This is a genomic window from Janthinobacterium sp. HH106 (assembly GCF_001758725.1).
In the GTDB taxonomy this organism is placed as follows: Bacteria; Pseudomonadota; Gammaproteobacteria; order Burkholderiales; family Burkholderiaceae_D; genus Janthinobacterium.
In genome coordinates this window covers 61,029-86,479 of the sequence record NZ_LRIC01000002.1, presented here as the reverse complement: position 1 = coordinate 86,479, position 25,451 = coordinate 61,029, and the positions used below count along the sequence as shown (strand labels likewise).

At 60.4% G+C, this 25,451-nt stretch carries 26 protein-coding genes; 2 read left to right on the top strand and 24 right to left on the bottom strand.

What is annotated here, in order from left to right:
* Positions 1–52: 52 nt before the first annotated feature.
* Together JAB8_RS01190 and JAB8_RS01185 are read right to left on the bottom strand one after the other, a co-directional pair.
* Positions 53–349: an RnfH family protein gene (locus tag JAB8_RS01190; RefSeq protein WP_070221508.1), complete on the bottom strand. Its 297-nt coding sequence runs from the start codon at positions 347–349 to the stop codon at positions 53–55.
* The gene (locus JAB8_RS01185) at positions 342–773 is read right to left on the bottom strand and encodes a type II toxin-antitoxin system RatA family toxin (RefSeq protein ID WP_035818194.1); all 432 of its coding nucleotides are present in this window, start codon (positions 771–773) and stop codon (positions 342–344) included. The genes JAB8_RS01190 and JAB8_RS01185 overlap by 8 nt, the downstream gene beginning before the upstream one ends.
* A 93-nt stretch (positions 774–866) precedes the next feature.
* On the opposite strand from JAB8_RS01185, the gene smpB reads away from it, so the two are divergent.
* A complete protein-coding gene (smpB, locus tag JAB8_RS01180; RefSeq protein WP_034784131.1) occupies positions 867–1,316 on the top strand; it encodes an SsrA-binding protein SmpB in 450 nt (149 codons plus the stop codon).
* Positions 1,317–1,621: 305 nt separating this feature from the next.
* On the opposite strand, the gene JAB8_RS01175 is transcribed toward smpB, so the two are convergent.
* The 5 genes from JAB8_RS01175 to ppsA form a co-directional block, all read right to left on the bottom strand.
* Positions 1,622–1,930 (bottom strand): H-NS histone family protein, encoded by a 309-nt coding sequence (locus tag JAB8_RS01175; RefSeq protein WP_010397665.1) that lies wholly within the window; start codon positions 1,928–1,930, stop codon positions 1,622–1,624.
* A gap of 607 nt (positions 1,931–2,537) precedes the next feature.
* Positions 2,538–3,482, bottom strand: coding sequence for a stomatin-like protein (locus JAB8_RS01170; protein ID WP_070221509.1), 945 nt, complete (start codon positions 3,480–3,482; stop codon positions 2,538–2,540).
* A 15-nt stretch (positions 3,483–3,497) separates the two neighbouring features.
* Positions 3,498–3,914, bottom strand: a complete 417-nt coding sequence (locus JAB8_RS01165; protein ID WP_070221510.1) for an NfeD family protein — start codon at positions 3,912–3,914, stop codon at positions 3,498–3,500.
* Between the two features lie 176 nt (positions 3,915–4,090).
* Entirely contained in the window at positions 4,091–4,588 is a 498-nt protein-coding gene (locus JAB8_RS01160) for a Dps family protein (RefSeq protein WP_034752224.1), read from the bottom strand.
* 146 nt (positions 4,589–4,734) lie between these two features.
* A complete protein-coding gene (gene ppsA, locus JAB8_RS01155; RefSeq protein ID WP_070221573.1) occupies positions 4,735–7,167 on the bottom strand; it encodes a phosphoenolpyruvate synthase in 2,433 nt (810 codons plus the stop codon).
* A 152-nt stretch (positions 7,168–7,319) separates the two neighbouring features.
* On the opposite strand from ppsA, the gene JAB8_RS01150 reads away from it, so the two are divergent.
* Positions 7,320–8,168: a pyruvate, water dikinase regulatory protein gene (locus tag JAB8_RS01150; protein ID WP_070288024.1), complete on the top strand. Its 849-nt coding sequence runs from the start codon at positions 7,320–7,322 to the stop codon at positions 8,166–8,168.
* A gap of 44 nt (positions 8,169–8,212) precedes the next feature.
* Here JAB8_RS01150 and JAB8_RS01145 read toward each other — a convergent pair whose 3' ends face one another.
* The 17 genes from JAB8_RS01145 to rpsB form a co-directional block, all read right to left on the bottom strand.
* Positions 8,213–9,427 carry an aminotransferase class V-fold PLP-dependent enzyme gene (locus JAB8_RS01145; RefSeq protein WP_070288021.1) on the bottom strand — a complete coding sequence of 405 codons (1,215 nt, stop codon included), beginning with the start codon at positions 9,425–9,427 and terminating at the stop codon, positions 8,213–8,215.
* 22 nt (positions 9,428–9,449) lie between these two features.
* A complete protein-coding gene (locus JAB8_RS01140) occupies positions 9,450–10,235 on the bottom strand; it encodes an RNA methyltransferase (RefSeq protein ID WP_070288018.1) in 786 nt (261 codons plus the stop codon).
* Positions 10,232–10,870, bottom strand: a complete 639-nt coding sequence (rnhB, locus tag JAB8_RS01135) for a ribonuclease HII (protein WP_070288016.1) — start codon at positions 10,868–10,870, stop codon at positions 10,232–10,234. Before rnhB ends, JAB8_RS01140 begins: the two co-directional genes overlap by 4 nt.
* A gap of 44 nt (positions 10,871–10,914) precedes the next feature.
* Positions 10,915–12,099, bottom strand: a complete 1,185-nt coding sequence (gene lpxB, locus JAB8_RS01130) for a lipid-A-disaccharide synthase (protein ID WP_070288510.1) — start codon at positions 12,097–12,099, stop codon at positions 10,915–10,917.
* A complete protein-coding gene (gene lpxA, locus JAB8_RS01125) occupies positions 12,083–12,874 on the bottom strand; it encodes an acyl-ACP--UDP-N-acetylglucosamine O-acyltransferase (RefSeq protein WP_070288012.1) in 792 nt (263 codons plus the stop codon). The genes lpxB and lpxA overlap by 17 nt, the downstream gene beginning before the upstream one ends.
* Position 12,875: 1 nt before the next feature.
* Positions 12,876–13,370 (bottom strand): 3-hydroxyacyl-ACP dehydratase FabZ, encoded by a 495-nt coding sequence (gene fabZ, locus JAB8_RS01120; RefSeq protein ID WP_034752234.1) that lies wholly within the window; start codon positions 13,368–13,370, stop codon positions 12,876–12,878.
* Complete coding sequence (gene lpxD / locus JAB8_RS01115; RefSeq protein WP_070288009.1) at positions 13,367–14,422, bottom strand: UDP-3-O-(3-hydroxymyristoyl)glucosamine N-acyltransferase; 1,056 nt, start codon at positions 14,420–14,422, stop codon at positions 13,367–13,369. Before lpxD ends, fabZ begins: the two co-directional genes overlap by 4 nt.
* A 21-nt stretch (positions 14,423–14,443) precedes the next feature.
* Complete coding sequence (locus JAB8_RS01110) at positions 14,444–14,962, bottom strand: OmpH family outer membrane protein (RefSeq protein ID WP_046684967.1); 519 nt, start codon at positions 14,960–14,962, stop codon at positions 14,444–14,446.
* 51 nt (positions 14,963–15,013) lie between these two features.
* Positions 15,014–17,350 carry an outer membrane protein assembly factor BamA gene (gene bamA, locus JAB8_RS01105; protein WP_070221517.1) on the bottom strand — a complete coding sequence of 779 codons (2,337 nt, stop codon included), beginning with the start codon at positions 17,348–17,350 and terminating at the stop codon, positions 15,014–15,016.
* Between the two features lie 83 nt (positions 17,351–17,433).
* Positions 17,434–18,795, bottom strand: coding sequence for an RIP metalloprotease RseP (rseP, locus tag JAB8_RS01100; RefSeq protein WP_070288006.1), 1,362 nt, complete (start codon positions 18,793–18,795; stop codon positions 17,434–17,436).
* Complete coding sequence (ispC, locus tag JAB8_RS01095; protein WP_070288004.1) at positions 18,792–19,976, bottom strand: 1-deoxy-D-xylulose-5-phosphate reductoisomerase; 1,185 nt, start codon at positions 19,974–19,976, stop codon at positions 18,792–18,794. The genes rseP and ispC overlap by 4 nt, the downstream gene beginning before the upstream one ends.
* Before the next feature lie 8 nt (positions 19,977–19,984).
* The gene (locus JAB8_RS01090) at positions 19,985–20,818 is read right to left on the bottom strand and encodes a phosphatidate cytidylyltransferase (protein ID WP_070288002.1); all 834 of its coding nucleotides are present in this window, start codon (positions 20,816–20,818) and stop codon (positions 19,985–19,987) included.
* Positions 20,818–21,585 (bottom strand): polyprenyl diphosphate synthase, encoded by a 768-nt coding sequence (uppS, locus tag JAB8_RS01085; protein ID WP_070288000.1) that lies wholly within the window; start codon positions 21,583–21,585, stop codon positions 20,818–20,820. Before uppS ends, JAB8_RS01090 begins: the two co-directional genes overlap by 1 nt.
* Before the next feature lie 100 nt (positions 21,586–21,685).
* Entirely contained in the window at positions 21,686–22,246 is a 561-nt protein-coding gene (gene frr, locus JAB8_RS01080; RefSeq protein WP_070221522.1) for a ribosome recycling factor, read from the bottom strand.
* Positions 22,247–22,412: 166 nt separating this feature from the next.
* Positions 22,413–23,129, bottom strand: coding sequence for a UMP kinase (gene pyrH, locus JAB8_RS01075; RefSeq protein WP_034752258.1), 717 nt, complete (start codon positions 23,127–23,129; stop codon positions 22,413–22,415).
* A 147-nt stretch (positions 23,130–23,276) separates the two neighbouring features.
* A complete protein-coding gene (gene tsf, locus JAB8_RS01070; RefSeq protein WP_070221523.1) occupies positions 23,277–24,188 on the bottom strand; it encodes a translation elongation factor Ts in 912 nt (303 codons plus the stop codon).
* Positions 24,189–24,346: 158 nt separating this feature from the next.
* A complete protein-coding gene (rpsB, locus tag JAB8_RS01065; protein ID WP_010397614.1) occupies positions 24,347–25,099 on the bottom strand; it encodes a 30S ribosomal protein S2 in 753 nt (250 codons plus the stop codon).
* Between the last annotated feature and the right edge of the window lie 352 nt (positions 25,100–25,451).

Here is a 25,451-nt window from a genome sequence, read left to right as displayed (position 1 = left end):
ATTTGAAAATAGCAAAAAATGGCGCTCGCCAGGCAGCGGCCGCCCTGCCCGCTCAGCCCTTCGCAGGCTTGCCGCTGGCCCTGCGCCGGCGCGCCTCTTTCGGGTCCGCCTGCAAGGGGCGGTACACTTCCACGCGGTCATGCTCGTGCAATACGGTATCGAGCGGCTTCTTTTTGCCATAGATGCCGACCATGTTCACGGCCAGGTCGATGCCGGGCATTTCCTGCAGCAAGCCGCTCAGCGCCACCGCCTGCCCGATGGTGGTGCCGGCAGGCACCGTCAAGGTGCGCAAAAAGCTGCTGTCCGGCAGCGCGTGACACACTTGCACCTGCATGCTGGTCTCAGCCATACACGGTCTCCGCGCGCTTGCAGAAGGAATCGACCATGCTGTTGGCAATCATGCCGAAGACGGGGCCGATGATCTGTTCCAGTACGCGGCTGGAAAACTCGTAGTGCAGGTCCAGTTCGATCTTGCAGGCGTCTTCGCGCAGGGCCTTGAAGGTCCACACGCCGTCGAGGGTCTTGAAAGGACCGTCCACCAGCTTCATCTTGATGGACGTCGGCGGCACGTTCTCGTTGGACGTGGTGAAGCTTTGGCGTACGCCGTGGTAATGTATGCCCACGCTGGCGACGACCGTGTTCTCGCCCCGCTCGCGAATCTCGACCGCACCGCACCAGGGCAGGAATTTGGGATAATCTTCCACCGCCGCCACCAGCGCGAACATTTGTTCGGCGCTATAGCCGAGAAAAACTGATTTATGTACTACTGCCATTGAAGAACCATTTGCTATGATGTTGGATACATTTGATTTTATCGCGCTTGCGCGAGACAGTAGTTTAACCGACCCGCGCACATTTACCATCTCATGACCATAGCAGACAACAGAAAAGCCTTCCACGACTACTTTATCGAGGATCGCTACGAAGCGGGCATCGTGCTGGAAGGCTGGGAAGTCAAAGCCATCCGCGACGCCCGCGTACAAATCAAGGAAGCCTACGTCGTCGTCCGCGGCGATGAACTCTTCCTGTTCGGCGCGCATATCAGCGCCCTGCCGACCGCCTCCACCCATATCCACCCGGAAGCCGTACGCACGCGCAAGCTGCTGCTGCACCGCGCTGAAATGGATAAACTGATCGGCAAGGTGGAACGCTCCGGCTATACCCTGGTGCCGCTCAACCTGCACTACAAGGGCGGTCGCGTGAAATGCGAAATCGGCCTGGCCAAGGGCAAGAAACAGCACGACAAACGCGCTGCGGAACGCGACCGCGATGGCGCGCGCGAAGTGCAAGCGGCCATGAAATCGCACCGCCGCTGATCCGGCACCGCGCGCAGCCTGCTGCGCCAATACCAACAAGCCCGGCTATATGCCGGGTTTTATTTTGCCGATTGCCTGCGGCAAGCGGGAAAAACTCAGCGCGACGGAATAAGGCAGGGAAAAGAAAGAGGTAAGGCGGGAAATAAAGCGCTATTGGCGAAAAAGCCATGGAGATACGGCGAAGGACATCAACTCTGCCTGCCTCGCCAAAGACAAAAAACGAGGAAAGTTCCGGATGCTTGCATGCTGCCTTGTACACCTGTATTACCGCTCAGGACAAGCATCCGAATGAATGGCGTATTACATTACACCTTCAGCAGGTCACGCGACTTGCCCGAATCGGTCCACTCTTTGACCCATTTCGGTTGACGGCCACGGCCAGTCCATTGCTGCGTCGCATCATCCGGATTGCGATAGCGTACGGCAACCGTGCCCGTTTTAGCGCGGATACCCGTACCAACCAGATCTTTTACGGAAACGCCGACGCTCTGTGCGATCGCCAGGATTTGTTCACGCGCTTTGGACAGATCGTCTTGTTCGCGTTTTTTCATTTGCTTCTTGATGTCGTCCTGCAAGGTGCGCAGTTCGGACAGGGATAAGCTGGACAGATCCATGATATTTCCTTGTGTGAGTTGAAAAATATAACTGAACAGTTAAATTCTATCCAATTGTAACGCGATTGAGGTGATTTTTTCTGAAGATTTGATTGTTTTTTACAATTCTTTTCCAAAAACCCCACTTCCCGGCTTTCAGGCGATGCAAGTCTTCAATCAAGGGGACGGACACCGCAGTGTACCGTCTGCGCCAGTACCTGTATTTTGTGCGGCGGCGATTCAATACAGCGCCATCGGTCACATTTATTCTGCAGTATTTTTTGTTTCATTGCAATTTATAGTAATTAAAAATTGCAATTCAAAACATACACGGGGCCAATACTATCGGCCACCATGCACCGGCCTCCAATCCCGCGTCGTCGTCCATCGCGGACATCGGTGCAGCAGGTTCCACTTCAATCAAAAAGATAAGCGTCGCACGACAGCATATAACCCAGAAAGTGCGCACAGCATAGCATAAAGAAAATATTCTCAGCGCTACTGATTCCAACTCTGATACTCCAGCCCTGCTGCTGCCATATATTCCAGTGGCGCAAATGAAAACTGCCCGCGATATGGCGGGCAGTATTGACGAAAAACTTGCTACGAGTGTGCTATTCACCGGCAATCAAGGAATCGCCACGCCACCTTTCGGCTTCTGGGTTTTGACCACCTGCATTGCCGCGGCGATCAAACCACTCATATCGCCCAGATTGGCCGGCACGATAATCGAGTTATTTGTCTTCGCCAATTGCGCGAAGGCGCCCACATACTGTTCGGCTACTTTCAGGTTGACGGCATCTTCGCCGCCCGGCTCGCGGATGGCGGCGCCGACCTGGCGCAACGCCTCGGCACTGGCCTGTGCCAGCGCAACGATGGCTGTGGCCTGACCTTCGGCGCGGTTGATCGATGCCTGCTTCTCGCCTTCGGAGCGGGCAATGTTCGCTTCGCGCTCGCCGCTGGCGATATTGATCTGCTCCTGCTTGCGTCCTTCCGAGGCGGCAATCAGCGCGCGCTTTTCGCGCTCGGCCGTGATCTGCGCCTGCATCGCATGCAGGATTTCCTTGGGCGGCGTCAAATCCTTGATTTCATAGCGCAATACCTTGACGCCCCAATTCGCCGCCGATTCATCGATGGCATTCACGATGGCAGTATTGATATGGTCGCGCTCTTCAAATGTCTTGTCGAGTTCCATTTTACCGATCACCGATCGCAAGGTCGTTTGCGCCAATTGCGTAATGGCGGCAATATAATTCGACGAACCATATGAAGCACGCATCGCATCGGTAATCTGGAAATACAGAATGCCATCGACCTGCAATTGCGTATTGTCACGCGTAATGCACACCTGCGGCGGCACGTCGAGTGGAATTTCTTTGAGTACATGCTTGTAAGCGATGCGGTCAACAAAAGGTACGACAATATTCAGGCCAGGCCCCAATACCGCATGGAACTTGCCCAGGCGTTCCACCACCCAGGCATGCTGCTGCGGCACCACATTGACCGTCTTGAAGACAAATACCAACGCCAGCAATAACAAGATCAGCGACACGCTTCCGATGCTTACTTCCATAATCTATTCTCCAGGTTATCCAACAATCAAACGGCTGCCACGCACGGCACGTATGGTGTAATGACCGGCCTGCGTATCGCTGCCGGGAATCAATTCCACATCCCACAAGGCGCCGCGATACATGACGCGCGCCGCACCATCGACCCAGTGCGCGACCGCCACGCTTTGGCCGATATCGAGATTCACATTCGGATCCTGCGCCGCATCGCGCCGCGCCGCCCTGCCAAAACGGCTGCGCCGCAATAACAGCGTAGCCGCCACGCCGACAATGGCGGCCGTCAGGGCCTGCCAGCTGCCATTTCCGCCCGCCAGCGCCACCAATCCTCCGGCGCTGACGCCGATGGCGATCATCAGCAGATAAAACGTGCCCGTAAACAGCTCCAGGATCAATACCGCGCCAGCCGCGACAAACCAGCCCACCCATTCAGCCATGATGCCTCCATCCTTGTGAATCCAAAATAAAAAACCCCGCAGCCTATATAAGCGACGGGGTTTAATGCGCTGCACTGCCTGATATTATTCTTGCCAAACACCTATATACAAGCAGTCTAACGCAATTCCGGATGACGTCAATAGCCGGCGGCGAATTAGCGCCGCCGGCCCGGCGTTTATTCCTCGAGCAGGCTGCGCAACATCCACGCCGTCTTCTCATGCAAATCGAGGCGCTGCGTGATCAAATCGGCCGTCGGCTGGTCATTGGCTTTCTCGAGCAACGGGAACAAACGGCGCGCCGTGCGCGCGGTCGCTTCCTGTGCCGACACCAGGTGGCTGACCATGTCCAGCGCCGGCGGCACGCCGTCGATTTCCTTGATCGAAGCGAGCTTGACGAATTCCTTGTAGGTGCCCGGCGCCGGATAGCCGAGGGCGCGGATACGCTCGGCGATCAAGTCCAGCGCGGCCCACTGCTCCGTGTATTGCGTCATGAACATCAGGTGCAGGGTGTTGAACATCGGTCCCTTGACGTTCCAGTGAAAATTGTGGGTCATCAGGTACAAGGTGTAGCTGTCGGCCAGCAGGCCGGACAGGCCTTCCGCAATCTTCGCGCGGTCCGCTTCGGAAATGCCGATGTCGATCTTTGCCACTTTGCTCGGTTTCTTGCTTGCCATGTGAACTCCCGTTTCAATGTATTGGTGGAATCATTTTAGCTGATCTGGCGCAAGCCCATCGGATACTGCCGTGCGCTCCACAGCAGGCATAAAAAAACCCGCTGCCAGGTCAGTGGCAGCGGGTTTTCAGAGGGCGGGAAAGACGCTTACGCTTTCAGCGCAGCGAGCTTTTGCCAGGTGTCGATCACCGAGTCGGGATTCAGGGACATCGATTCGATGCCCTGCTCCATCAGCCAGACGGCGAAGTCCGGATGGTCGGAAGGCCCCTGGCCGCAGATGCCGATGTACTTGCCGCGTGCCAGGCAAGCCTTGATGGCCAGGGCCAGCAGGGCTTTCACGGCGGGATCGCGCTCGTCGAAATCGGCGGCCAGCAATTCCATGCCGGAATCGCGGTCCAGGCCCAGGGTCAGCTGGGTCAGGTCGTTCGAACCGATCGAGAAGCCGTCGAAATGGTCGAGAAACTGGTCGGCCAGGATGGCGTTCGACGGCACTTCGCACATCATGATGACGCGCAGGTCGTTCTCGCCGCGCTTCAGGCCATTCTTTGCCAGCAGGTCGATGACTTTCTCGGCCTGGCCCAGGGTGCGCACGAATGGCACCATGATTTCCACGTTCGTCAGGCCCATGTCATTGCGCACGCGCTTCATCGCTTCGCATTCCATGTTGAACGCTTCGGAGAAGTCGGCCGACAGGTAGCGCGCCGCGCCGCGGAAGCCCAGCATCGGGTTTTCCTCGTCCGGCTCGTAGCGCGAACCGCCGATCAGCTTCTTGTACTCGTTCGACTTGAAGTCGGACAGGCGCACGATGACTTTTTTCGGCCAGAACGCGGCGGCGATGGTAGCGATACCTTCGGCCAGCTTGTCGATATAGAACGCTTTCGGCGAAGCGTGGCCGCGCGCCACCGATTCCACGGCCTTTTTCAGGTCGGCATCGATGTTCGGATATTCCAGGATCGCGCGCGGATGCACACCAATATTGTTATTGATGATGAATTCCAGGCGCGCCAGGCCCACGCCCGCATTCGGCACGGACTGGAAGTCGAACGCCAGCTGCGGATTGCCCACGTTGAGCATGATCTTGGTATCGAGCTTCGGCAATTCGCCGCGCGACACTTCCGACACTTCCGTTTCCAGCAAGCCATCGTAGATCTTGCCTTCGTCGCCTTCGGAGCAGACGACGGTGACGAACGTGCCGTCTTTCAGCACGTCGGTCGCGTCGCCGCAGCCGACGACGGCCGGCACGCCCAATTCACGGGCGATAATTGCTGCGTGGCAAGTGCGGCCGCCACGGTTGGTGACGATGGCCGATGCGCGCTTCATGACCGGTTCCCAGTTCGGGTCCGTCATGTCGGCAACGAGCACGTCGCCTGGCTGCACGCGCTCCATGTCGGCCGGGTCGTGGATCACGCGCACGGGGCCGGCGCCGATCTTCTGGCCGATGGCGCGGCCGGACGTCAGCACGGTGCCCGTGCTTTTCAGCTTGAAGCGTTCCTGCACGTCGGTCGCCTTTTGCTGCGACTTGACGGTTTCAGGACGCGCCTGCAGGATGTACAGCTTGCCGTCGCGGCCATCCTTGCCCCACTCGATGTCCATCGGACGGCCGTAGTGGTTTTCGATGATGACGGCGTACTTGGCCAGCTCCACCACTTCGCTGTCGTTCAGCGAGTAGCGGTTGCGCATTTCGACGGGCACGTCGACGGTTTTCACGGAACGGCCGGCTTTCGCTTCGTTCGTGAATTCCATCTTCAGCAGCTTCGAGCCGATATTGCGGCGGATCACAGGCGACTTGCCTTTTTCCAGCATCGGCTTGTGCACATAGAATTCATCGGGATTGACGGCGCCCTGCACCACGGTTTCGCCCAGGCCATAGCTGGAAGTGACGAAGACCACGTCCTTGAAGCCCGACTCGGTATCGATGGTGAACATCACGCCGGCCGCGCCCAGGTCGGAACGCACCATGCGCTGCACGCCGGCCGACAAGGCCACTTCAGCGTGCGTAAAGCCCTTGTGCACGCGATACGAGATGGCGCGGTCGTTGTACAGCGACGCGAACACCTGTTTCATGGCTTCGAGCACGTTGTCGATGCCGACCACGTTCAGGAAGGTTTCTTGCTGACCAGCAAAAGAGGCGTCCGGCAAGTCTTCCGCCGTGGCCGAGGAACGCACGGCAAACGACATTTCGGTGTCGGAATCGGCCACCAGCTTGGCGTAGAACTGATCGATTTCAGCGGCCAGGCGTGGCTGGAACGGCGTTTCGACGATCCATTGACGGATCTCGGCGCCGGCTTGCGCCAGCGCGCGCACGTCATCGATGTTCAGCCCTTCGAGGCGCTGGGCGATGCGTTCGGCCAGCGGCAAGCCGCCGTTGGCGCTATACGAGAGGAAATCGCGGAATGCCTGCGCCGTGGTGGCAAAGCCACCGGGCACGCGCACGCCGGCTTCCGCCAGCTGGCTGATCATTTCGCCCAGGGAGGCGTTCTTGCCGCCGACGGATTCGACATCCGTCATGCGCAAATGCTCGAACGAGGCAACATACACCGCGTCCTTGTCTTCCTGCTGTTGCGATACTGCGTTGGTCATAATGACACCCTTACTGATGATAGAAATCTTTACGCGCGGCGCACAGACAGTCTTCTTGTTATTCTTGGCGTCGTGCAGCACAATCATACCGTTGCAGCCATTTTACCTTGTGCGGCGCAAATTGACGACGCACAATCTTGATCCGAAAACCCATGACACAAGAACCACGCCCTCCTCTGCCCTCCGCGGCCCGCACCGTCTTCTTCGTTTCCGACGGTACCGGCATCACCGCCGAGACGTTCGGCCACTCGGTGCTGACGCAGTTCGACCTGCGCTTCCGTCAGATCCGCCTGCCCTTCATCGACACCATGGACAAGGCATACGATGCGGCGCGCAAGATCAACGAAGCCTTCGCCGCCGATGGCCAGCGCCCGATCATTTTCTCCACCCTGGTGAAGAACGACCTGTCGGCCGTGATCCGCAAGTCCAGCGGCATGCACATGGACCTGATCCAGACCTTTGTGGCCCCGCTGGAGCAGGAGCTGGGCGTGATGTCGACCCACACCATCGGACGCTCGCACAATATCGTCGACAGCGAGGAATACAAGAACCGCATCGAGGCGATCAACTATTCGCTGGCGCATGACGATGGGCAGTCGCACAAGAACCTGTCCTCGGCCGATGTCATTCTGGTGGGTGTTTCGCGCTCTGGCAAGACCCCGACCAGCCTGTATCTGGCCATGCAATACGGTATCAAGGCGGCCAATTATCCGCTGATTCCCGACGATTTCGAGCGCGACAAGCTGCCATCGGCCCTGCTGGAATTTAAGAATAAAATTTTCGGATTGAGCATTACGCCCGAACGTTTGTCGGAAATACGCAACGAAAGACGCGCTGGAAGCAAGTATGCGGCAATTGAAAACTGCCGTTACGAAGTCAACGAGGCGGAAAAAATGATGAAACGCGAAGGTATCCGCTGGCTCTCCTCGACCACCAAGTCGATCGAAGAGATCTCCACGACGATCCTGCAAGAGATCAAGCCGAACCGCCGCGAGTACTAGAACACCTGACCAAACCTGCTGCGCGTGCGCTCGCGACGGTTTTGTCAGGCGTTCGCCTCGCTGGACAGCACCGTCAGCGCCGCCACCAATTGGTCCAGTTCAGCGGTGGTGGTGGTGATTGCCACCGTGGCGCGCACGATGTCGGCATCGCCGATATTGCGCTGCACGGTGAATATGCCAAAGCGCTGCAGCAAGGCTTGCTGCAGATCGCGCGCGCTCATGCCGTCGACGGCAAAGGCGACCAGCGCCGTGCCGCGTTTGGCATCGAGCGGCGACAGGATGCGCACGCCGGGCAACTGCGCCGCCCGCTCGACCCAGTAATTGCGCAGCCAGGCCAGGCGTTCGTTCTTGGCCGGCGTGCCGCCCAGGCGCGCATGGAAGTCCAAGGCGGCAGGCGCGGCCAGGATGGCGCCGATCGGCGGCATGCCCATGTGCAGGCGGCTGCGGATATCGTTCAGCGGATAATCGTCGTCGCCACAATGCGGCTCGATCTTGTGCAATTGCGAGGCGCGGATATACACGACGCCGAGTCCCGCCGGCCCCCCCAGCCATTTGTGCAGATTGAATCCGGCAAAATCGACACCCATGGCCTGCACGTCGACGTCGACCTGCCCCAGCGCATGAGCGCTGTCGAGCAGCACGTCGATACCGTGTTCGCGCGCCAGCGCCATGATGGCCTTCAGCGGCATTTGCTGGCCATTGGCCGGCGTCACCTGCGACAGCAGCAGCAATTTGGGCTTGACGGCCTGGCGCATGGCTTGCGCGTAGCGGGCGATGATCTCGTCATCGCCGATGGGCAAGTTCAATGCGACTTGCGTGCTGGTGACGCCACGGCGCTGCGCCAGCCAGCGCATGGCCGTGCGCATGGCCGGATAGTCGAGATTACTCCACAGCACGGTATCGCCGGGCGCCAGGCCGTGGTATTGCGTGATCAGCACCTGCATGGACTCGGTGCCGCTGCGGGTCAGCAGGATTTCATGCGGTTCGGCATGGATCAGCGCGGCGACGCGCCGGCGCAGAATATCCACATGCGTGCGCGTGAATTCGCCGCGCACGAAAGGACTCAGTTGCTCGTTGGTGTAGCGCACGGCCTGCTCGAAGGCCGCTTGCACGGGGGCGGCCATGGCGCCGAAATAGCCGTGTTCGAGATTGACGATGGCGTCCGGCGGCGCGGGATAGAACGCGGCGACCTGGCGCCACCAGGCCTCGTCGCGTGCGGCACCGTCGGCGAGCAAAGGAAAAACCGGATGATCAGGCATGGCGGGCCTTGGTGTGAAAATGTCAGGACTGGCCCTGGCGCAGCTGCTCGAAGAAGCACACGGCGGCGCAGGCGGCCACGTTCAGCGATTCGATCTGGCCCAGGTGGGGAATGACCACCTGGTGCGTCGCCATCGACAGCAGGTCGTCGGCGACACCCTGCCCTTCATGGCCGAACAGCCATGCGACGGGCTGGCGCAGGTCAACGTCGTACAGACGCTGCGTGGCGTAGCCGCTGGTGGCCAGCGTCGCCACCTTGGCGTTCGATACGAGTGCCGCCAGGTCGACGTTTTCAAAGATGTCGAGCACGAAGTGCGCGCCCATCGCCGCGCGCAGCACCTTGGGCGACCAGCAGAAAGCCGTGCCGGCGCTGCAGTACACCTGCGTGATGCCGGCGGCGGCCGCGCTGCGCAGGATGGAGCCCACGTTGCCCGGGTCTTGCAGGTTATCGAGCAGCACGGCCGACACGCTCAGAGGCTGCGTGACGGCCCGTTCCGGCGTCTCGACGAGGAACATCACGCCCACGCCATGTTCGACCTGGCTCACCGCGTTATACAGCGCATCGGGCAAGCCCAGTACGTGCGCGCGCCGGCTTTCCAGCTGGCCGACGATCTCCGCCACTTCCGGATTTTGCAAGGCGCTTTCGCTGACGATGCACTGCTCCGGCATGCCGCGCAGCTGCAGGTACGACTGGCACAGGTGCACGCCGTCGAGCAGGGTGCGGCCCGACTTGCGGCGCGCCTGCGAACTGCCCGCCAGCTTCAATAAATCCTTGTATTGCGCATTGTCGCGCGAGGTAATCGTCTTCATGCCGCCACCTCCTGCCCGCCAAACAGCGCGATCACGTTGCGCACGGGCGCGAACGAGCGGCGGTGCACGGGCGAGGCGCCGTGCAGGTGCAGGCGCTCCAGGTGCAGCTTGGTGCCATAGCCCTTGTGCTGGTCGAAGCAGTACTCGGGATAGGCCGCATGCAGGTGCACCAGGGCCGCGTCGCGCGCCGTCTTGGCCAGGATCGAGGCGGCGGAAATGGAATCGACCTTGTCGTCGCCGCCGATGATGGCCATGCCGCGTATCGGCATCACGGGGCAGCGGTTGCCGTCGATCAGGGCCAGGGTCGGCACGGTCGCCAGGGCCTCGACGGCGCGGCGCATGGCCAGCATCGACGCCTGCAGGATGTTCAGGCGGTCGATTTCCTCTTCCGACGCTTCGGCGATGGCCCAGGCCAGGGCCTTGGCCTTGATTTGCGGCGCCAGCAGGTCGCGCCTGGCTTCGCTGAGTTTCTTCGAGTCGCGCAAGCCGTCGATGGGCTGGTTCGGGTCGAGGATCACGGCGGCGGCGAACACGGGGCCGGCCAGCGGACCGCGGCCTGCCTCGTCGACGCCGCAGATGATTTCATCGAGCGAGAATGGCAAGTCGTCAAACAGGCCGGGATAGATATTTTTCACGTTGAATCTTTGGTTGGTACTGCGGTTGAAGCGGTGATTCGGGCTTACTTGCGGTTGGCGGCGATGACCTGCATGACGGCGTTGGCGCTTTCGCGCGCGCTGTCGCGCAGCAGGCTGTGGTGCATGTCCGTGAAGCGCTGCACCAGGCGCAAACGGCCCGGCACGTCGCTCAGCTGCTGCCACATGGCGTCCGCCAGCGCTTGCGGGCTGGCCGCGTTTTGCAGCAGCTCGGGCACCAGGTAATCGCGCGCCAGGATGTTCGGCAAGCCTATCCACGGCTGGTAGCCCATGTGGCGCATGATTTCCCACGAGGCGCGCATCATCTTGTAGGCGATGACCATCGGTTTCTTGTACAGCGCCACTTCCAGCGACGCCGTTCCGGAAGCCACCAGCACCGCATCGGCGGCGCAGATGGCCGTGTGCGAGCCGCCATCGGTGAGCAATATCTCGACGTCCTGCAAGCCCGCCTCACGGATCAGTTGCAAAAAGTACTGGCGCTGCTTTTCGCCGGCCATGGGCGCGACGAAACGCAGGGAGCGATCGCGCGCCAGCAGCAGCTTGCAGGCGCCGACAAACGCCGCGGTATTGTATTTGAGTTCGCCCATGCGGCTGCCCGGCATCAGGGTCACGACATTCGCGTCTTGCGGCAAGCCCAGGACACGGCGCGCGGCCGCCTCGTCGGGCTGCAAAGGGATCATCTCGGCCAGCGGATGGCCGACATAGGTGACGGGCACGCCCGCCTTGCGGTATATCTCTTCCTCGAACGGGAAAATCACCAGCATGTGCGAAACGGCCTTGATGATTTTCTTGATACGGCCGCCGCGCCAGGCCCAGATCTGCGGTCCGATGTAATGCACGGTAGGGATGCCGCCTTCCTTCAGCTGCTGTTCGAGGCCCAGGTTAAAGCCCGGGTAGTCGGCGCCGATGAAGACGGCGGGACGCTCCGCCAGCAGCTGGTCGCGCAGCGCGTTCTGGATACCCTTGATTTCGCGGTAGCGGGGAATGATCTCGAACAGGCCGCGCACGGTCAGTTTGTCGAGCGGCCAGTCGGACACGAAGCCCTGCCTGGCCATGTGCTCGCCGCCGATGCCGTGGAAGCGCGCGCCGGGCAGCTGCGGCACGAGGCCGGACAGCAGCCGGCTGGCCAGCAAATCGCCCGACACCTCGCCGGCGACGATGGCGACATTGGCGACACCGAGGCCGCGGTCCTGGTCAGCGGACGATGCCACGCGACGCCACGCCAAGGAATTCGCGCATGGCGCGAATGTGTTGCGCCACCTCGGGCGAGGAAGCCTGCTCTTCTTCGAACAGGGCCGCCTTGGACTCTTCCAGGGTCAGTCCCGCGCGGTAGATGAGCTTATACGCGGCGCGGATGCCGTTGATCTGCTCGCGCGTAAAGCCGCGGCGTTTCAATCCTTCGATGTTGACGCCATGCGCCTGTGCCGGATTGCCGTTCAACAGCACAAACGGCGGCACATCCTGCGTCAGGCTGGTGCTCATGCCGACAAAGGCGTGCGCGCCGATCTTGCAGAACTGGTGCACATTGGCGAAACCGCTCATGATGACCCAGTCGCCGATTTCCACGTGGCCCGCCAGCTGCGCGTTGTTCGAAAAGATAGTGTTGTTGCCCACCAGGCAGTCGTGCGCCAGGTGCACATACGCCGAGATCCAGTTGTCATTGCCCAGGCGCGTCACGCCGCCGCCCTGCACGGTGCCCGTGTTGAAGGTGCAGAACTCGCGGATGGTGTTGCGGTCGCCGATTTCCAGGCGCGTCGCCTCGCCCGCCCATTTTTTATCCTGCGGCTGCGCGCCGATGGAAGAAAACTGGAACAGGTGGTTGTCGCGGCCGATCGTCGTATGGCCGTCGATCACCACGTGCGGGCCGACCCTGGTGCCGGCGCCGATGCGCACGTGCGGACCGATGATGGTGTACGGACCCACCTCGACCGAGCTGTCAAGCTCGGCCTTCGGATCGATGACTGCCGTGGAGTGGATGGCCGCCATGTTACTGCCCCGCTGGCTGGCTCGCAGACTGGCTGGCATCTTGCGCGCTGCGGATCGTGCACATCAGTTCCGCTTCCACCGCCAGCTTGCCGTCAACCGTACCGACGGCCTTGTATTTCCAGATGCCGCGCGAGACGCGCAGGATTTCCACATCCATCTTCAATTGGTCGCCCGGTTCGACAGGACGCTTGAAGCGCGCATTGTCGATGCCGACGAAGTACACCACCGAATTTTCATCCGGTTTCACGCCCATCGACAGGAACGACAGCAGGGCCGCCGTCTGCGCCAGCGCTTCGATCATCAGCACGCCGGGCATGACCGGCTTGTGCGGGAAATGGCCCTGGAAGAACTCTTCGTTGACCGTCACGTTCTTGATGGCGGTGATGGTTTTATCGGCTTCCCAGTCCAGCACGCGGTCGACCAGCAGCAGCGGGTAGCGATGCGGCAGCAGCGATTTGATGGCGAGGATATCGAGGGTTTTTTTTTCAGTAGTCATTTTTCGTCTTGCGTGGTCAGTGTTTTAATTGTTTTTTCAAGCGCGCGGATCTTCTCGCGCATGCTTGACAGGTTGCGCACGATGGCGGCGCTCTTTTCCCAGTCGGCGTTCTTGGCCAGCGGATAAAAGCCCGTGTACTGGCCCGCTTCCAGGATCGAACGCGAGACCATGCTGCCCGAGCCCACGTGGACGCGGTCGGCAATGGTCAGGTGGCCCAGCACCATGGCGGCGCCGCCAAAGGTGCAGTACTTGCCGATGATGGCGCTGCCGGCCACGCCGACACAGCCGGCCATGGCCGTGTGCGCGCCGATATGGCAGTTGTGGCCGATCTGGATCTGGTTATCGAGCTTGACGCCATCTTCGATGATGGTGTCGGCCAGTGCGCCGCGGTCGATGGTGGTGTTGGCGCCGATATCGACATCGTCACCGATCACCACCCTGCCCGTCTGCGGTATCTTGATGTAGACGCCGCCTTCGTTGGCGAAGCCGAATCCGTCGGTGCCGATCACGGCGCCCGAATGGATGATGCCGCGCTGGCCGATCACGCAGCGCGCGTGAAAGGTCACGTTGGCGAACAGCTGGGTACCGGCGCCGATGACGGCGTCGCGCCCCACCACGCAGCCGGGGCCGATGACGCAGCCGGCGCCGATCACGGCGCCCGCTTCGATCACCGCATGCACGCCGACGGAGGCGCTGGCGTCAACCTGCGCGCTGGCGTCGACAAAGGCGCCCGGATGGATGCCGATTGGTGCCTTGATCTCGTGCAGGGCGGCGAAATACTGCGCCGCGCGCGCGAAATACACATAGGGATTCGGGGTGACGATGCGCGCGCCGGCGTAGTCGCCGCCGATCAGCGCATCGTCAGCCGGCGTGAGGATCAGCGCGGCGGCGCCGCTCTGGGCCGCCTGTGCGCGGAATTTGCTATTGCTGAGAAAGCTGATGTGCGAAGCGCCGGCGTCGGCCAGCGGTGCGATACCTGACACTTCCAGGTTGGGATCGCCCGCCAACTGCCCGCCGAAGCGTTCGACCAATTCTCCTAGTCGAGTGCCCATCTAATTACCTCTATTCTAATATCACTTGTCCAGCGCCTTCAATACCTTGTCGGTAATGTCGATGCGCGGGCTGGCCCACAGGGCTTCCTGCAGCACGATGTCATATCCTTCGATATGCGCCATCTGCTGGATGATGGTGTTGGCCTTTTCCGCGATGGCGCTGCGCTCTTCATTCGTGCGCTGGCTCAGGTCTTCGCGGAACTCGCGCTGGCGGCGTTGCAGCTCCTTGTCCAGCTCGAAAAACTCGCGCTGGCGCTTGGCGCGCTCCGCCTCGCTCAGGGTCGGCATGTCCTTTTCCAGGGCTTCGTTGGCCACCTTGAAGCGGGCAGCCAGTTCCTGCACGGCTTTTTCGCGCGAGCGGAACTCTTCGGCCAGCTTGGCGCTGGCCAGCTTGGCCAGCCTCGATTCGTTATAAATACGTTCGCTGCTGATCCAGGCGATCTTCGACTCCTGAGCCTGCGCCTGCACCGGCAACAGCGAACTCCAGCACAATGCGATCACGGCAAGGGTCTTGGGCAGGGTAGCGGATGCGGTGTTCATGATACTCCATGGTCAAAAAGTAAAAGCTGTCGCCCCCGTTCAGATGGCCGGTCAGAAACCGGTGCCCATCTGGAACTGGAAGCGCTCCAGGCGGTCCGTCGGCTTGGCGTTCAGCGGCTTGGCGTAGCTCAGCTTGAGCGGGCCCACCGGTGAAATCCAGCTGATGCCCAAGCCAGCAGAATAGCGCAATTGCGAGATCCGCATTTTTTCGCCTTCCTGGTAGACCTGGCCGCCGTCAAGGAAACCGAACCAGCGCAAGCTGCGGTCATTGCCCGAACCGGGGAATGGCATCTGCAGTTCCGCGTTACCGATCAGGCGCGAAGCGCCGCCCAAGGCATCGTTGGTGCTCGGTTCGACCGCGCCCAGCGAGGAACTCAGGTAGCCGCGCACCGAACCGATGCCGCCGCCGTAGAAGTTCTTGAAGACCGGATACACGTGCTTGCCGATACCGTGGCCGTAATCGATCTCGCCCTTCAGCGCCAGGGTGACCTTGCTGAACAACGGACGGAAATACTGGTGCTCATAAATGGCGCGGAAGTATTTCTGGTCGCCGATCAGGTCGGCCTCGAGGTTGACGCGCTGGTAGCGGCCGATCGATGGCGTCAGGGCGCTGTCGCGGCTGTCGCGCTGCCATGCCGCCGTCAGCGGGATGGAATTCGTGGTGGCCGAACCGATACCGTCGGACGGGCCGCCATTGTCGATCACGTACTGCTTGAAGCGGATCGGGCTGGTGATGTCCGTTTCGATGCGCGAGCGCTCGGCGCCGATGCCGAAGAAGACGGTGTCGACTTCCGAGAACGGCACGCCGAAACTGACGCGGCCACCGGTCTGCTTGATCTTGTAGCTGCCGATGTTCAGCGCCGGCGGTTCCGTCGTGCGCAGATAGACTTCGAAGCTGCGCGAAATGCCGTCGTCCGTGAAGTACGGATTGGTTTGCGAAAACGCGATCGTGCGGCTGTAATGGCTGGTATTGAGTTCAATGCCGACCGTGTTGCCGCTACCGGCGAAGTTGGCTTGCGAAATCGAGGCCGACAGGGTGAATTTTTCCGATTGCGAGAAGGCGCCGCCGATCAGGAAGTTACCGGTGGGTTTTTCCACCACCGTCACGTTGACGTCGACCTGGTCGGTCGTGCCCTGCGCTTCCGGCGTGTCGATGGTCACGTCCTTGAAGTAGCCGAGGCGGTCGACACGGTCGCGCGACAGCTTGATCTTGTTGCTGTCGTACCAGGACGATTCGAACTGGCGGAATTCGCGGCGGATGACTTCATCGCGCGTGGTGGTGTTGCCGGCGATATTCATGTGGCGCACGTAGACGCGCTTGCCCGGATCGATGAAGAAGGTGAAACCGACTTCATGCTTCTCGCGGTTGATTTCGGGATTGGCGTTGACGTTGGCAAACGCATAGCCGAATGTGGCCAGGCGGTCCTGGATGCGCTTGTTCGTCGCCGTCAGGCGCGCGCCCGAGTAGATGTCGCCTTCGCGCATCAGGTTCAGCGCTTTGAGCTCTTCTTCGCGGCCGAACATCTCGCCTTCGAACTTGGTGCCGGCGATCTTGTACTTTTCACCTTCGGTAATGTTGATCGTCAGATAAATATCTTTTTTATCGGGCGTGATCGACACTTGCGTCGAATCGACCTGCATCTCGATGTAGCCACGGTCCAGATAGTAGGACTTCAGCGCTTCGATGTCGCCCGTCAGCTTGGTCTTCGAATACTGGTCGGCCTTGGTGTACCAGCTGAACCAGCCGCCCGTGTTCAGGGCCAGCTGCTCGCGCAGTTCCTTGTCCGTGAAGGCCTTGTTGCCGACGATGTTGATCTGCTTGATGCGGGCCACGTCGCCCTCGTCGACGGCGAACACCACGTTGACGCGGTTGCGCTCGATCGGCGTGACGGTGGTGGTGATCTTCACGCCGTACAGGCCATGCGACAGGTACTGGCGCTTGAGTTCCTGTTCTGCGCGGTCGACGGAGGCCTTGTCGAAAATCTTGGCTTCACCGACGCCGATTTCCTTCAGCGCCTTGACCAGCACGTCCTTTTCAAATTCCTTGGTACCGGTAAATGCCACACTGGCGATGGCCGGACGTTCCTCGACCAGTACCACCAGCACGTCGCCATCGGCTTCCAGGCGCACATCCTTGAACATGCCCGTCGCATACAGGGCCTTGATGGCGGCAACGCTCTTCTCGTCGGAGAACGTTTCGCCGACCCGCACCGGCAGGTAGGCAAAGACGGTGCCCGCTTCAGTACGCTGGATCCCTTCGACCCGGATGTCCTTGACTGTAAATGGCTGGACGGCCAGCGCGTGGCCGGAACAGATGGCCATGACGGCGGCGCCGATCAGGCTGCGGCGAAAGGAAGGCAAGGCAAAACGAGCAGAATGTAATTTCATTGGGGTTATTCAATGGGTAAATCAATGGACAACATACACAAAAGATTGCTTGTGCGACTCACGCAATGGCCTCAACCAGCGTCCTAATTCAGCAATCGCAACACGTCATTAAAGACGGCAAGCACCATCAAGGTCAGCAACAAACCTATCCCCAGGCGCTGGGCAATCTCGCCTACGCGCTCCGGCAAGGGGCGTCCGGTCAAAACTTCCAGCGAATAATACAGCAAATGCCCGCCATCCAGAACAGGAATGGGTAGCAAATTCATCACGCCCAGACTGATACTGATGAAGGCGATGAAGCTCAGGTAGCTTACCAAGCCGATGCGCGCCGTCTGGCCCGCGTAATCGGCGATGGTAATGGGCCCCGTCACATTCTTCAGAGAAACCTGGCCGGTGATCATTTTGCCCAGCATTTTCAGGCTCATGACACTGGTATCCCAGACCTTGGCGGACGCCTTGCCCACGGCAGAGAACGGTCCGGAGGCCACGGTGATCATATCCGGCACCTGTCCCAGCTTTGCTTGTATCTTACCAACTGTTACAGCTCCCTCTGCCCCGGCGCCCGGCACGGCGTCCGGCGTAATGGGCAAGGTCAGGTCCTGGCCCTGGCGCAAGAGCTGCAATTGCAAGGTGCGGCCCGGCGCCTGGCTCAGGGTGGAGATGACGGCCGCCACGTCGTGCACGGGTTGTTCGTCGATGGCCAGGATCTGGTCGTTTTTCTGCAGGCCGGCGCGCGCGGCGGCGCCATCGGGCATGATTTCCATCAGCGTGGGCGCGGAACGGGCCAGGGTCAACCCCAGCTTGCCCAGCACGTCGCCTTCCAGATCCGTCTCCGTCAGGCTGGCCGTCGGCAAGGTCGCTTCCTGCTGGCCACGGTCGGGACGGCGCACTTCAATGCGCGCCGGCAGCTTGTCGAGGGTAGCCTGGATCAGTTCCCAGCGCAGCTCGGACCAGCTGGCCACGGGCTTGCCATTCACCGACTCGACCGTATCGCCGCTGCGCAAGCCGGCCGCATGGGCGGCAGTCTGTTCGGCCACGGGGCCGAGCTTGCTCGACGGCTCTTCGATGCCATGCATGAACAGGCCCGCGTACAGCACGATGGCGACGAGGAAGTTGGCCAGCGGGCCGGCGGCCACGATGGCGATGCGGCGCCACACGCTCTGGCGCGTGAATTCGCGGCGCAATTCGCTTTCCGGCAAGTCGCTGAGGTCTTGCGCGCGGCTGTCGAGCATGCTGACATAGCCGCCCAGCGGCAGCGCGGAGATCGCCCATTCCGTCTGGTCCTTGCCAAACTTGCGCGAATACACCACTTTCCCCATGCCGATCGAGAAACGCAGCACTTTCACGCCGCACCAGCGCGCCACCAGGTAGTGGCCCAGCTCGTGCAGGGTAATCAGCGAACCGAGCGCGACGATAAAGGCCAGCAACGTGGTGATGAGCGTCATGCAGCCAGCCTTTGCGCGATATACGCGTGCGCGGCCGCTCTGGCCAGGCGGTCCTGCTCCATCACGGCGTCGATGCTCGAAGCGGCGCCATGCGGCACCGTCTCGATCACGTGCGCGATGACCCTGTCGATCTGGCGGAAGCCGATCTGTTCGTCAAGAAACGCTTGCACGGCCACTTCATTGGCCGCATTGAGCAAAGCCGGCGCCGTGCCGCCCGCACGCAAGGCGTCAAAGGCCAGCGCCAGGCAGGGGAAACGGCGGAAATCGGGACGTTCGAACTGCAAGGTGGCCACTTGGGCCAGGTCCAGCTGCGCCACGCCGGAAGCGATGCGCTGCGGATACGCCAGCGCATGGGCGATCGGCGTGCGCATGTCCGGATTACCCAGCTGGGCCAGCACGGAACCGTCGATGTACGAAACCATCGAATGGATCACGCTTTGCGGGTGGATCAACACCTCGATCTGGTCGGCCGGCGCGCCGAACAGCCAGTGCGCCTCGATCACTTCCAGGCCCTTGTTCATCATGGTGGCCGAATCGACGGAAATCTTGCGCCCCATGGCCCAGGTCGGATGCTTGCATGCCTGGTCCGGCGTGACCGTGTCGAGCGTCTCGACGTCGCGCGTCAGGAAAGGGCCGCCGGAAGCCGTCAACACGATTTTCGCCACGCCCGCGGCGCCCGGCGCGCGGCCATGGGCGTGCGGCATGCATTGGAAGATGGCGTTGTGTTCGCTGTCGATGGGCAGCAGCACGGCGCCGTTGTCATGCACGGCATCGATGAACAGCTGGCCGGACATGACCAGCGCTTCTTTATTGGCCAGCAACACTTTCTTGCCGGCACGCGCTGCCGCCAGGGTGGGCGCCAGGCCGGCCGCGCCGACGATGGCCGCCATCACGCCCGTCACCTGCGGCGCGCTGGCGATGTCGCACAGGGCGTCCACGCCGTACTCGACTTGCGTATCGACGCCCTGCCCGCGCAGCAAGCGCGTCAGTTCAAGGGCGGCGTCGGCCGTGCCGACGACGGCGCGCCGGGGGCGAAATTGCAAGCACTGGGCGGCCAGTTCGGCCACGCGGCTGTGGGCGCTCAGCGCATACACGCTGTATTGCTCCGGATGACGCGCGAGGACGTCCAGGGTGGACACGCCGATCGAGCCGGTCGCGCCAAGAATGGTGATGTATTGCATGAGTTTCCTTAAAGCCAGCTGGCCACGAGGGCGGCAAATGGCAAGACCGGGATCAGCGCATCGATACGGTCGAGTACGCCGCCATGGCCGGGCAGCAGCTTGCTGCTGTCCTTGATGCCGGCGCGGCGCTTCAGCTGGGATTCGAACAGGTCGCCGACGATGCTGGCCGCAACGATCAGCAGCAGCACCAGCAAGGCCACCAGCCAGCCGCGGCGCAATTGCAGCTGCACGGCGAAGGTGTCTTGCAATACCGGCAGCGATGGCGCGGCCACGATGGTGATGGCGGAGATGACCAGCACGGCGATGCCGCCGCCGATGGCGCCTTCCCAGGACTTACCTGGGGAAATACTTGGCGCCAGCTTGCGCTTGCCGAACGCCTTGCCCGAGAAATAGGCGCCGATATCGGCGATCCACACGAGGGCCATCACGGACAGCAGGTACAAAGGGCTATGCAGGAACAGGGCGATGATGGCGACGAAGCAGCCGACGATGGTCACCGGGTACACGAAGCTGAGCAAGGTATTGCCCAGGCCTTCGGTGGGCGGCAAGCCTGTTGCCAGCGAAGGCACGAAGCGGATCAGCCAGATGGCCACGCACAGGGCGAACCAGAAATTGAGCTGCGCCATGCCGTTGCCGACAAAAAAAGTATACGCGAAGGCGGCAGTCCAGACGGCGGCGATCAGCAGCGCCTGGCGATTTTTGAAGATGCGGAAGCTTTCCCATACGGCGGCGCCGAAGAACGCCGTGGCGATCACGGCGAAGGCGGGGAAATAATTCAGATACAGAACCGGCAGCAAGACCGCCAGGAGGACCAGGGCGGTGATTATCCGTGTTTTCAGCATCAGTTTGTCTTTTCAGTTAATTGCGCGCTGGTACGGCCAAAGCGCCGTTCGCGCTGCTGGTAAGACGCGATTGCCGCGTCGAGGCACTCGCCATTGAAGTCGGGCCAGAAAGTTTCGGTGAAAAACAACTCAGTGTACGCCAGTTGCCACAGGAGGAAATTGGAAATGCGCTGCTCGCCGCCCGTGCGGATGAACAGGTCGGGCTCGGGTGCGTAAGCCATGGCCAGGTGCGGCGCCAGTTGCTCTTCCGTGTAAGCGTGTCCGGCAGGCTGGCCATCGGCGAGCGCCTCGGCCGTCATTTTATTGACTGCCTGCATGATGTCCCAGCGGCCGCCGTAGTTGGCGCAGATGGACACCGTCAGGCGCGTGTTGTTCGCCGTCTTGCGCTCCGCATTGGCGATCAGGGTTTGCAGCTCGTCGTTGAAGCGCGACAAGTCACCCACCACCTTCAGGCGGATGTCGTTCGCATGCATCTTGACCACTTCGCGTTCCAGCATCGTGACGAACAGGCGCATCAGCATCGATACCTCTTCTTCCGGGCGGCGCCAGTTTTCCGAGCTGAAAGCAAACAGGGTCAGGTATTCGACGCCGCGCTCGATACAAGCCTCGACGATGCCGCGCACGGCATCCGCGCCCTTGACGTGGCCAGCCACACGCGGCAGGAAGCGCTTGGTTGCCCAGCGACCATTGCCATCCATAATGATTGCCACATGGCGCGGCACCGTGCCCACTTCAGGTACTGCCGTTGTCGAACTCGAATAGATCATGAAAACACGAATACCAAAAAATAAAAGATAACTATTATGCTCCAAATAGCACTGCCCGGAAAAGCCGTGCTTTCCCGGGCAGCGCCAAAAGGACTGAAAACTAGACGGTCAGCACTTCTTTTTCTTTGTCGACAACCATCTTGTCGATGTCGGCAATAAACTTGTCCGTCAGCTTCTGCACTTCTTCCGACGAGCGGCGCTCATCGTCCTCGGAGCAGGCTTTTTCCTTGACCAGTTTTTTCAGCGACTCATTCGCATCGCGGCGAATGTTACGCACGGCGATCTTCGCGTCTTCCGCTTCGCTCTTGACCAGCTTGACCATTTCCTTGCGGCGCTCTTCCGTCAGCGGCGGCGTCGGAACGCGGATCAGGTCGCCCTGTGCCGATGGGTTCAGACCCAGGTCGGCGTCGCGGATGGCTTTTTCGATGGTGTTGGCCATCTTCTTCTCGTACGGCTGCACGCCGATGGTGCGCGCATCGATCAGGGTCACGTTGGCCACCTGGGTCAACGCCGTCGGCGAACCGTAGTACTCGACCATCACGTGGTCCAGGATACCCGTATGGGCGCGGCCGGTACGCACTTTGGCCAGGTCGGCCCGCAGTGTTTCCAGCGACTTCGTCATGCGTTCCTGGGTATTTTTCTTAACGTCAGCTAAGGACATTGCTGTACTCCTTGTCTTGATAATAATGAATATTGCTACTTCGCTTGCGATGAAAACACCAGCGCAGTCGGGAGTGCCAAAAACCGTTCAGGGCAAGGCGCGGCGCCGAATGTACGGCAAGGCACTGCAACGCAGCCATGGACGGCTTCTCGGCGCTCCGCTTCCCTTATACGTGAACCAAGGTGCCTTCGTCTTCGCCCATGATGACGCGCATCAGCGCGCCCGGCTTGGTGATCGAAAACACTTTAATCGGCAGTTTCTGGTCGCGGCACAGGGCGAATGCGGTGGCATCCATTACTTGCAGATGCTTGGCGATGGCGTCGTCGAACGTAATCGTGTGGAACAGGGTGGCGTTCGGATCCTTCTTCGGATCGGCCGTGTAGACGCCGTCGACCTTGGTGGCCTTCAGGACGATCTCGGCGCTGATCTCGGAACCGCGCAGGGCGGCTGCCGTATCGGTGGTGAAGAACGGATTGCCGGTACCGGCGGCAAAGACGACCACTTTGCCTTCTTCCAGGTATTGCAGGGCTTTCGGGCGGACGTACGGCTCGACCACTTGTTCGATGCCGATGGCCGACATGACGCGCGCGGTAATGCCGACATGGCGCATGGCATCGGCCAGGGCCAGTGCGTTCATCACCGTGGCAAGCATGCCCATGTAGTCGGCGGTGGCGCGGTCCATGCCTTGCGCACCAGGCGCGACGCCGCGGAAGATATTGCCGCCGCCAATCACGATTGCCAGTTCCACACCCAACTTCGCCACCTCGGCCACATCGGCCACCATGCGCTCGATCGTGGCGCGGTTGATGCCGTAGGGATCATCGCCCATCAGGGCTTCGCCGGACAACTTGAGGAGGACGCGCTTGTAGGCTGGTTTTGACATGAGCTGGGGCTCCATAAATGAGGTTATTCGAGTATGACATGGCGCAGCGCCTTGCAGCGCCGGATAGGCGGGAGGAAGCTGCCCATGCCGCCGCCCGGCACACAGGTGCGGGCGGGCCAAAAAAACGGGCCTCTCGGCCCGCTTTACTTACGCTCCCTGGGAGGCAGCCATCTGTGCTGCGACTTCTGCTGCGAAGTCGTCTTGCTTCTTCTCGATGCCCTCGCCCACTACGTACATGGCGAAACCTTTGACGCTGGTGTTAGCCGCCTTCAGCATTTGCTCAACCGACAGCTTGTCGTTTTTCACGAAAGCTTGGTTCAGCAGGGAAACTTCTTTCAAGAACTTCTGTACGGAACCTTCCAGGCGCTTGGCCAGGATTTCCGGCGATTGCGCTGGCTTGCCTTCGGCGGCCGCTTTGGCTGCGTCTTCTTCGGCTTTCAGTTGTGCAACCGAACGCTCTTTTTCGATCAGTTCCGCAGGAACTTCGTTCGACGACAGCGACACTGGCTTCATGGCAGCGATGTGCATGGCTACGTCTTTGCCCACTTGCTCATCGGGGCCGTCGAATTCGACGATCACGCCAATGCGCGAACCGTGCAGGTACGAAGCCAGCTTGGCGCTGGTTTCGAAACGCTGGAAGCGGCGGATGGTCATGTTTTCGCCGATTTTGCCGATCAGGGCAGCGCGCACGTCTTCCAGGGTCTTGCCATCGAGTGGCAGGGCCAGCAGGGCAGCGACGTCAGCCGGGTTGTGTTCCGCTACCAGACGGGCAGCGTTGTTGGCCAGTGCCAGGAAATCGTCGTTTTTCGCAACGAAGTCGGTTTCCGAGTTCACTTCGACCAGGGCGCCTACGCCATTGGCGATGTAAGTTGCCACGACGCCTTCAGCGGTGATGCGTGCCGATGCTTTCGATGCCTTGCCGCCCAGTTTGACGCGCAGGATCTCTTCCGCACGCGCCATGTCGCCTTCGGCTTCGGTCAGTGCTTTTTTGCATTCCATCATTGGTGCGTCGGTTTTGCCGCGCAATTCGCCTACCATCGCTGCTGTAATCGCTGCCATGTGTTTCTCCTGATTCGGTGAGTCGATAGTCGCGGCCGGGCATGCATGCCTCGCCAGCGGTCACTATCGTTTTTTTTGTTAAAAAAAGGGGGAGCTGCTGCCACCCCTTTTCCCTTACTGCTGTGCTTACAAACGGCTATCTTGCGATAGCCTGGCCATTAAGCCTGTTCGTTAACTTCGACGAATTCGTCGCCAGCGGCTGCTTTAACCATTTCAACAACTTCGTTACCGGCAGCTGCACGGCCTTCGATGATTGCGTCAGCAACACCGCGAGCGTACAACATGATGGCTTTCGAGGAGTCATCGTTACCTGGGATCACGAAGTTCACGCCTTCTGGGGAGTGGTTGGTATCGACAACGCCGATGACCGGGATACCCAGTTTAGCTGCTTCGGTGATCGCACCTTTGTGGTAGCCGACGTCGACGACGAAGATTGCGTCAGGAATGCCGCCCATGTCCTTGATGCCGCCGATCGATTTTTGCAGCTTGATCATTTCGCGGGAGAACATCAGCGCTTCTTTTTTCGACAGCTTCTCGATCGAACCGTCTTCGATCATCACTTCCATGTCTTTCAGACGCTTGATCGAGGTTTTGATCGTTTTGAAGTTGGTCAGCATGCCGCCCAACCAACGTTGATCAACGAAAGGCACGCCAGCGCGTTGTGCTTCAGCAGCGATGATTTCGCGAGCTTGACGCTTGGTGCCAACCATCAGGATGGTGCCACGGTTTGCAGCCAGTTGACGCACGTGCTTCATTGCGTCCTGGTACATCGCCATGGTTTTTTCCAGGTTGATGATGTGGATCTTGTTGCGATGGCCGAAGATGAACGGTGCCATTTTTGGATTCCAAAAACGGGTTTGGTGACCAAAGTGGACACCGGCTTCCAGCATTTCGCGCATTGTTACGGACATTATTAACTCCAGGGTTGGGTCTGGAATCCGATCAGTCACCATACAGGCACCCTTGTCGACCGGATTCGCGTGTTTATATAAATTAAAGACACTGTTTTACTGCATTGCTTAAAAGAGAATTCAAGCAACCCGGGATTCTACACTGAAATGCCTGCCACATCAAGTCCGCACCGCAAATCGCGCGCCCTGCGGAAACAGCCGGCGCACCACGATGGTGCAAGGCGTGGCCGCACCGCCTTTTCATCCGCTTTCTCCCCACAAATCCCCTCCCGGCCATAGGAAGGAGGCGGCGGATTCAGGGCGCCTCGTTTATAATTTCGGCATATTTGCAGACTTTTCCCCATACAGCAGG

Coding starts and splice junctions, on each gene's coding strand:
- JAB8_RS01190 (WP_070221508.1), bottom strand. CDS start 349: ATGGCTGAGACCAGCATGCAGGTGCAAGTGTGTCACGCGCTGCCGGAC.
- JAB8_RS01185 (WP_035818194.1), bottom strand. CDS start 773: ATGGCAGTAGTACATAAATCAGTTTTTCTCGGCTATAGCGCCGAACAA.
- smpB (WP_034784131.1), top strand. CDS start 867: ATGACCATAGCAGACAACAGAAAAGCCTTCCACGACTACTTTATCGAG.
- JAB8_RS01175 (WP_010397665.1), bottom strand. CDS start 1,930: ATGGATCTGTCCAGCTTATCCCTGTCCGAACTGCGCACCTTGCAGGAC.
- JAB8_RS01170 (WP_070221509.1), bottom strand. CDS start 3,482: ATGGAAGTAAGCATCGGAAGCGTGTCGCTGATCTTGTTATTGCTGGCG.
- JAB8_RS01165 (WP_070221510.1), bottom strand. CDS start 3,914: ATGGCTGAATGGGTGGGCTGGTTTGTCGCGGCTGGCGCGGTATTGATC.
- JAB8_RS01160 (WP_034752224.1), bottom strand. CDS start 4,588: ATGGCAAGCAAGAAACCGAGCAAAGTGGCAAAGATCGACATCGGCATT.
- ppsA (WP_070221573.1), bottom strand. CDS start 7,167: ATGACCAACGCAGTATCGCAACAGCAGGAAGACAAGGACGCGGTGTAT.
- JAB8_RS01150 (WP_070288024.1), top strand. CDS start 7,320: ATGACACAAGAACCACGCCCTCCTCTGCCCTCCGCGGCCCGCACCGTC.
- JAB8_RS01145 (WP_070288021.1), bottom strand. CDS start 9,427: ATGCCTGATCATCCGGTTTTTCCTTTGCTCGCCGACGGTGCCGCACGC.
- JAB8_RS01140 (WP_070288018.1), bottom strand. CDS start 10,235: ATGAAGACGATTACCTCGCGCGACAATGCGCAATACAAGGATTTATTG.
- lpxA (WP_070288012.1), bottom strand. CDS start 12,874: ATGGCGGCCATCCACTCCACGGCAGTCATCGATCCGAAGGCCGAGCTT.
- fabZ (WP_034752234.1), bottom strand. CDS start 13,370: ATGACTACTGAAAAAAAAACCCTCGATATCCTCGCCATCAAATCGCTG.
- lpxD (WP_070288009.1), bottom strand. CDS start 14,422: ATGGGCACTCGACTAGGAGAATTGGTCGAACGCTTCGGCGGGCAGTTG.
- JAB8_RS01110 (WP_046684967.1), bottom strand. CDS start 14,962: ATGAACACCGCATCCGCTACCCTGCCCAAGACCCTTGCCGTGATCGCA.
- bamA (WP_070221517.1), bottom strand. CDS start 17,350: ATGAAATTACATTCTGCTCGTTTTGCCTTGCCTTCCTTTCGCCGCAGC.
- rseP (WP_070288006.1), bottom strand. CDS start 18,795: ATGACGCTCATCACCACGTTGCTGGCCTTTATCGTCGCGCTCGGTTCG.
- ispC (WP_070288004.1), bottom strand. CDS start 19,976: ATGCAATACATCACCATTCTTGGCGCGACCGGCTCGATCGGCGTGTCC.
- JAB8_RS01090 (WP_070288002.1), bottom strand. CDS start 20,818: ATGCTGAAAACACGGATAATCACCGCCCTGGTCCTCCTGGCGGTCTTG.
- uppS (WP_070288000.1), bottom strand. CDS start 21,585: ATGATCTATTCGAGTTCGACAACGGCAGTACCTGAAGTGGGCACGGTG.
- frr (WP_070221522.1), bottom strand. CDS start 22,246: ATGTCCTTAGCTGACGTTAAGAAAAATACCCAGGAACGCATGACGAAG.
- pyrH (WP_034752258.1), bottom strand. CDS start 23,129: ATGTCAAAACCAGCCTACAAGCGCGTCCTCCTCAAGTTGTCCGGCGAA.
- tsf (WP_070221523.1), bottom strand. CDS start 24,188: ATGGCAGCGATTACAGCAGCGATGGTAGGCGAATTGCGCGGCAAAACC.
- rpsB (WP_010397614.1), bottom strand. CDS start 25,099: ATGTCCGTAACAATGCGCGAAATGCTGGAAGCCGGTGTCCACTTTGGT.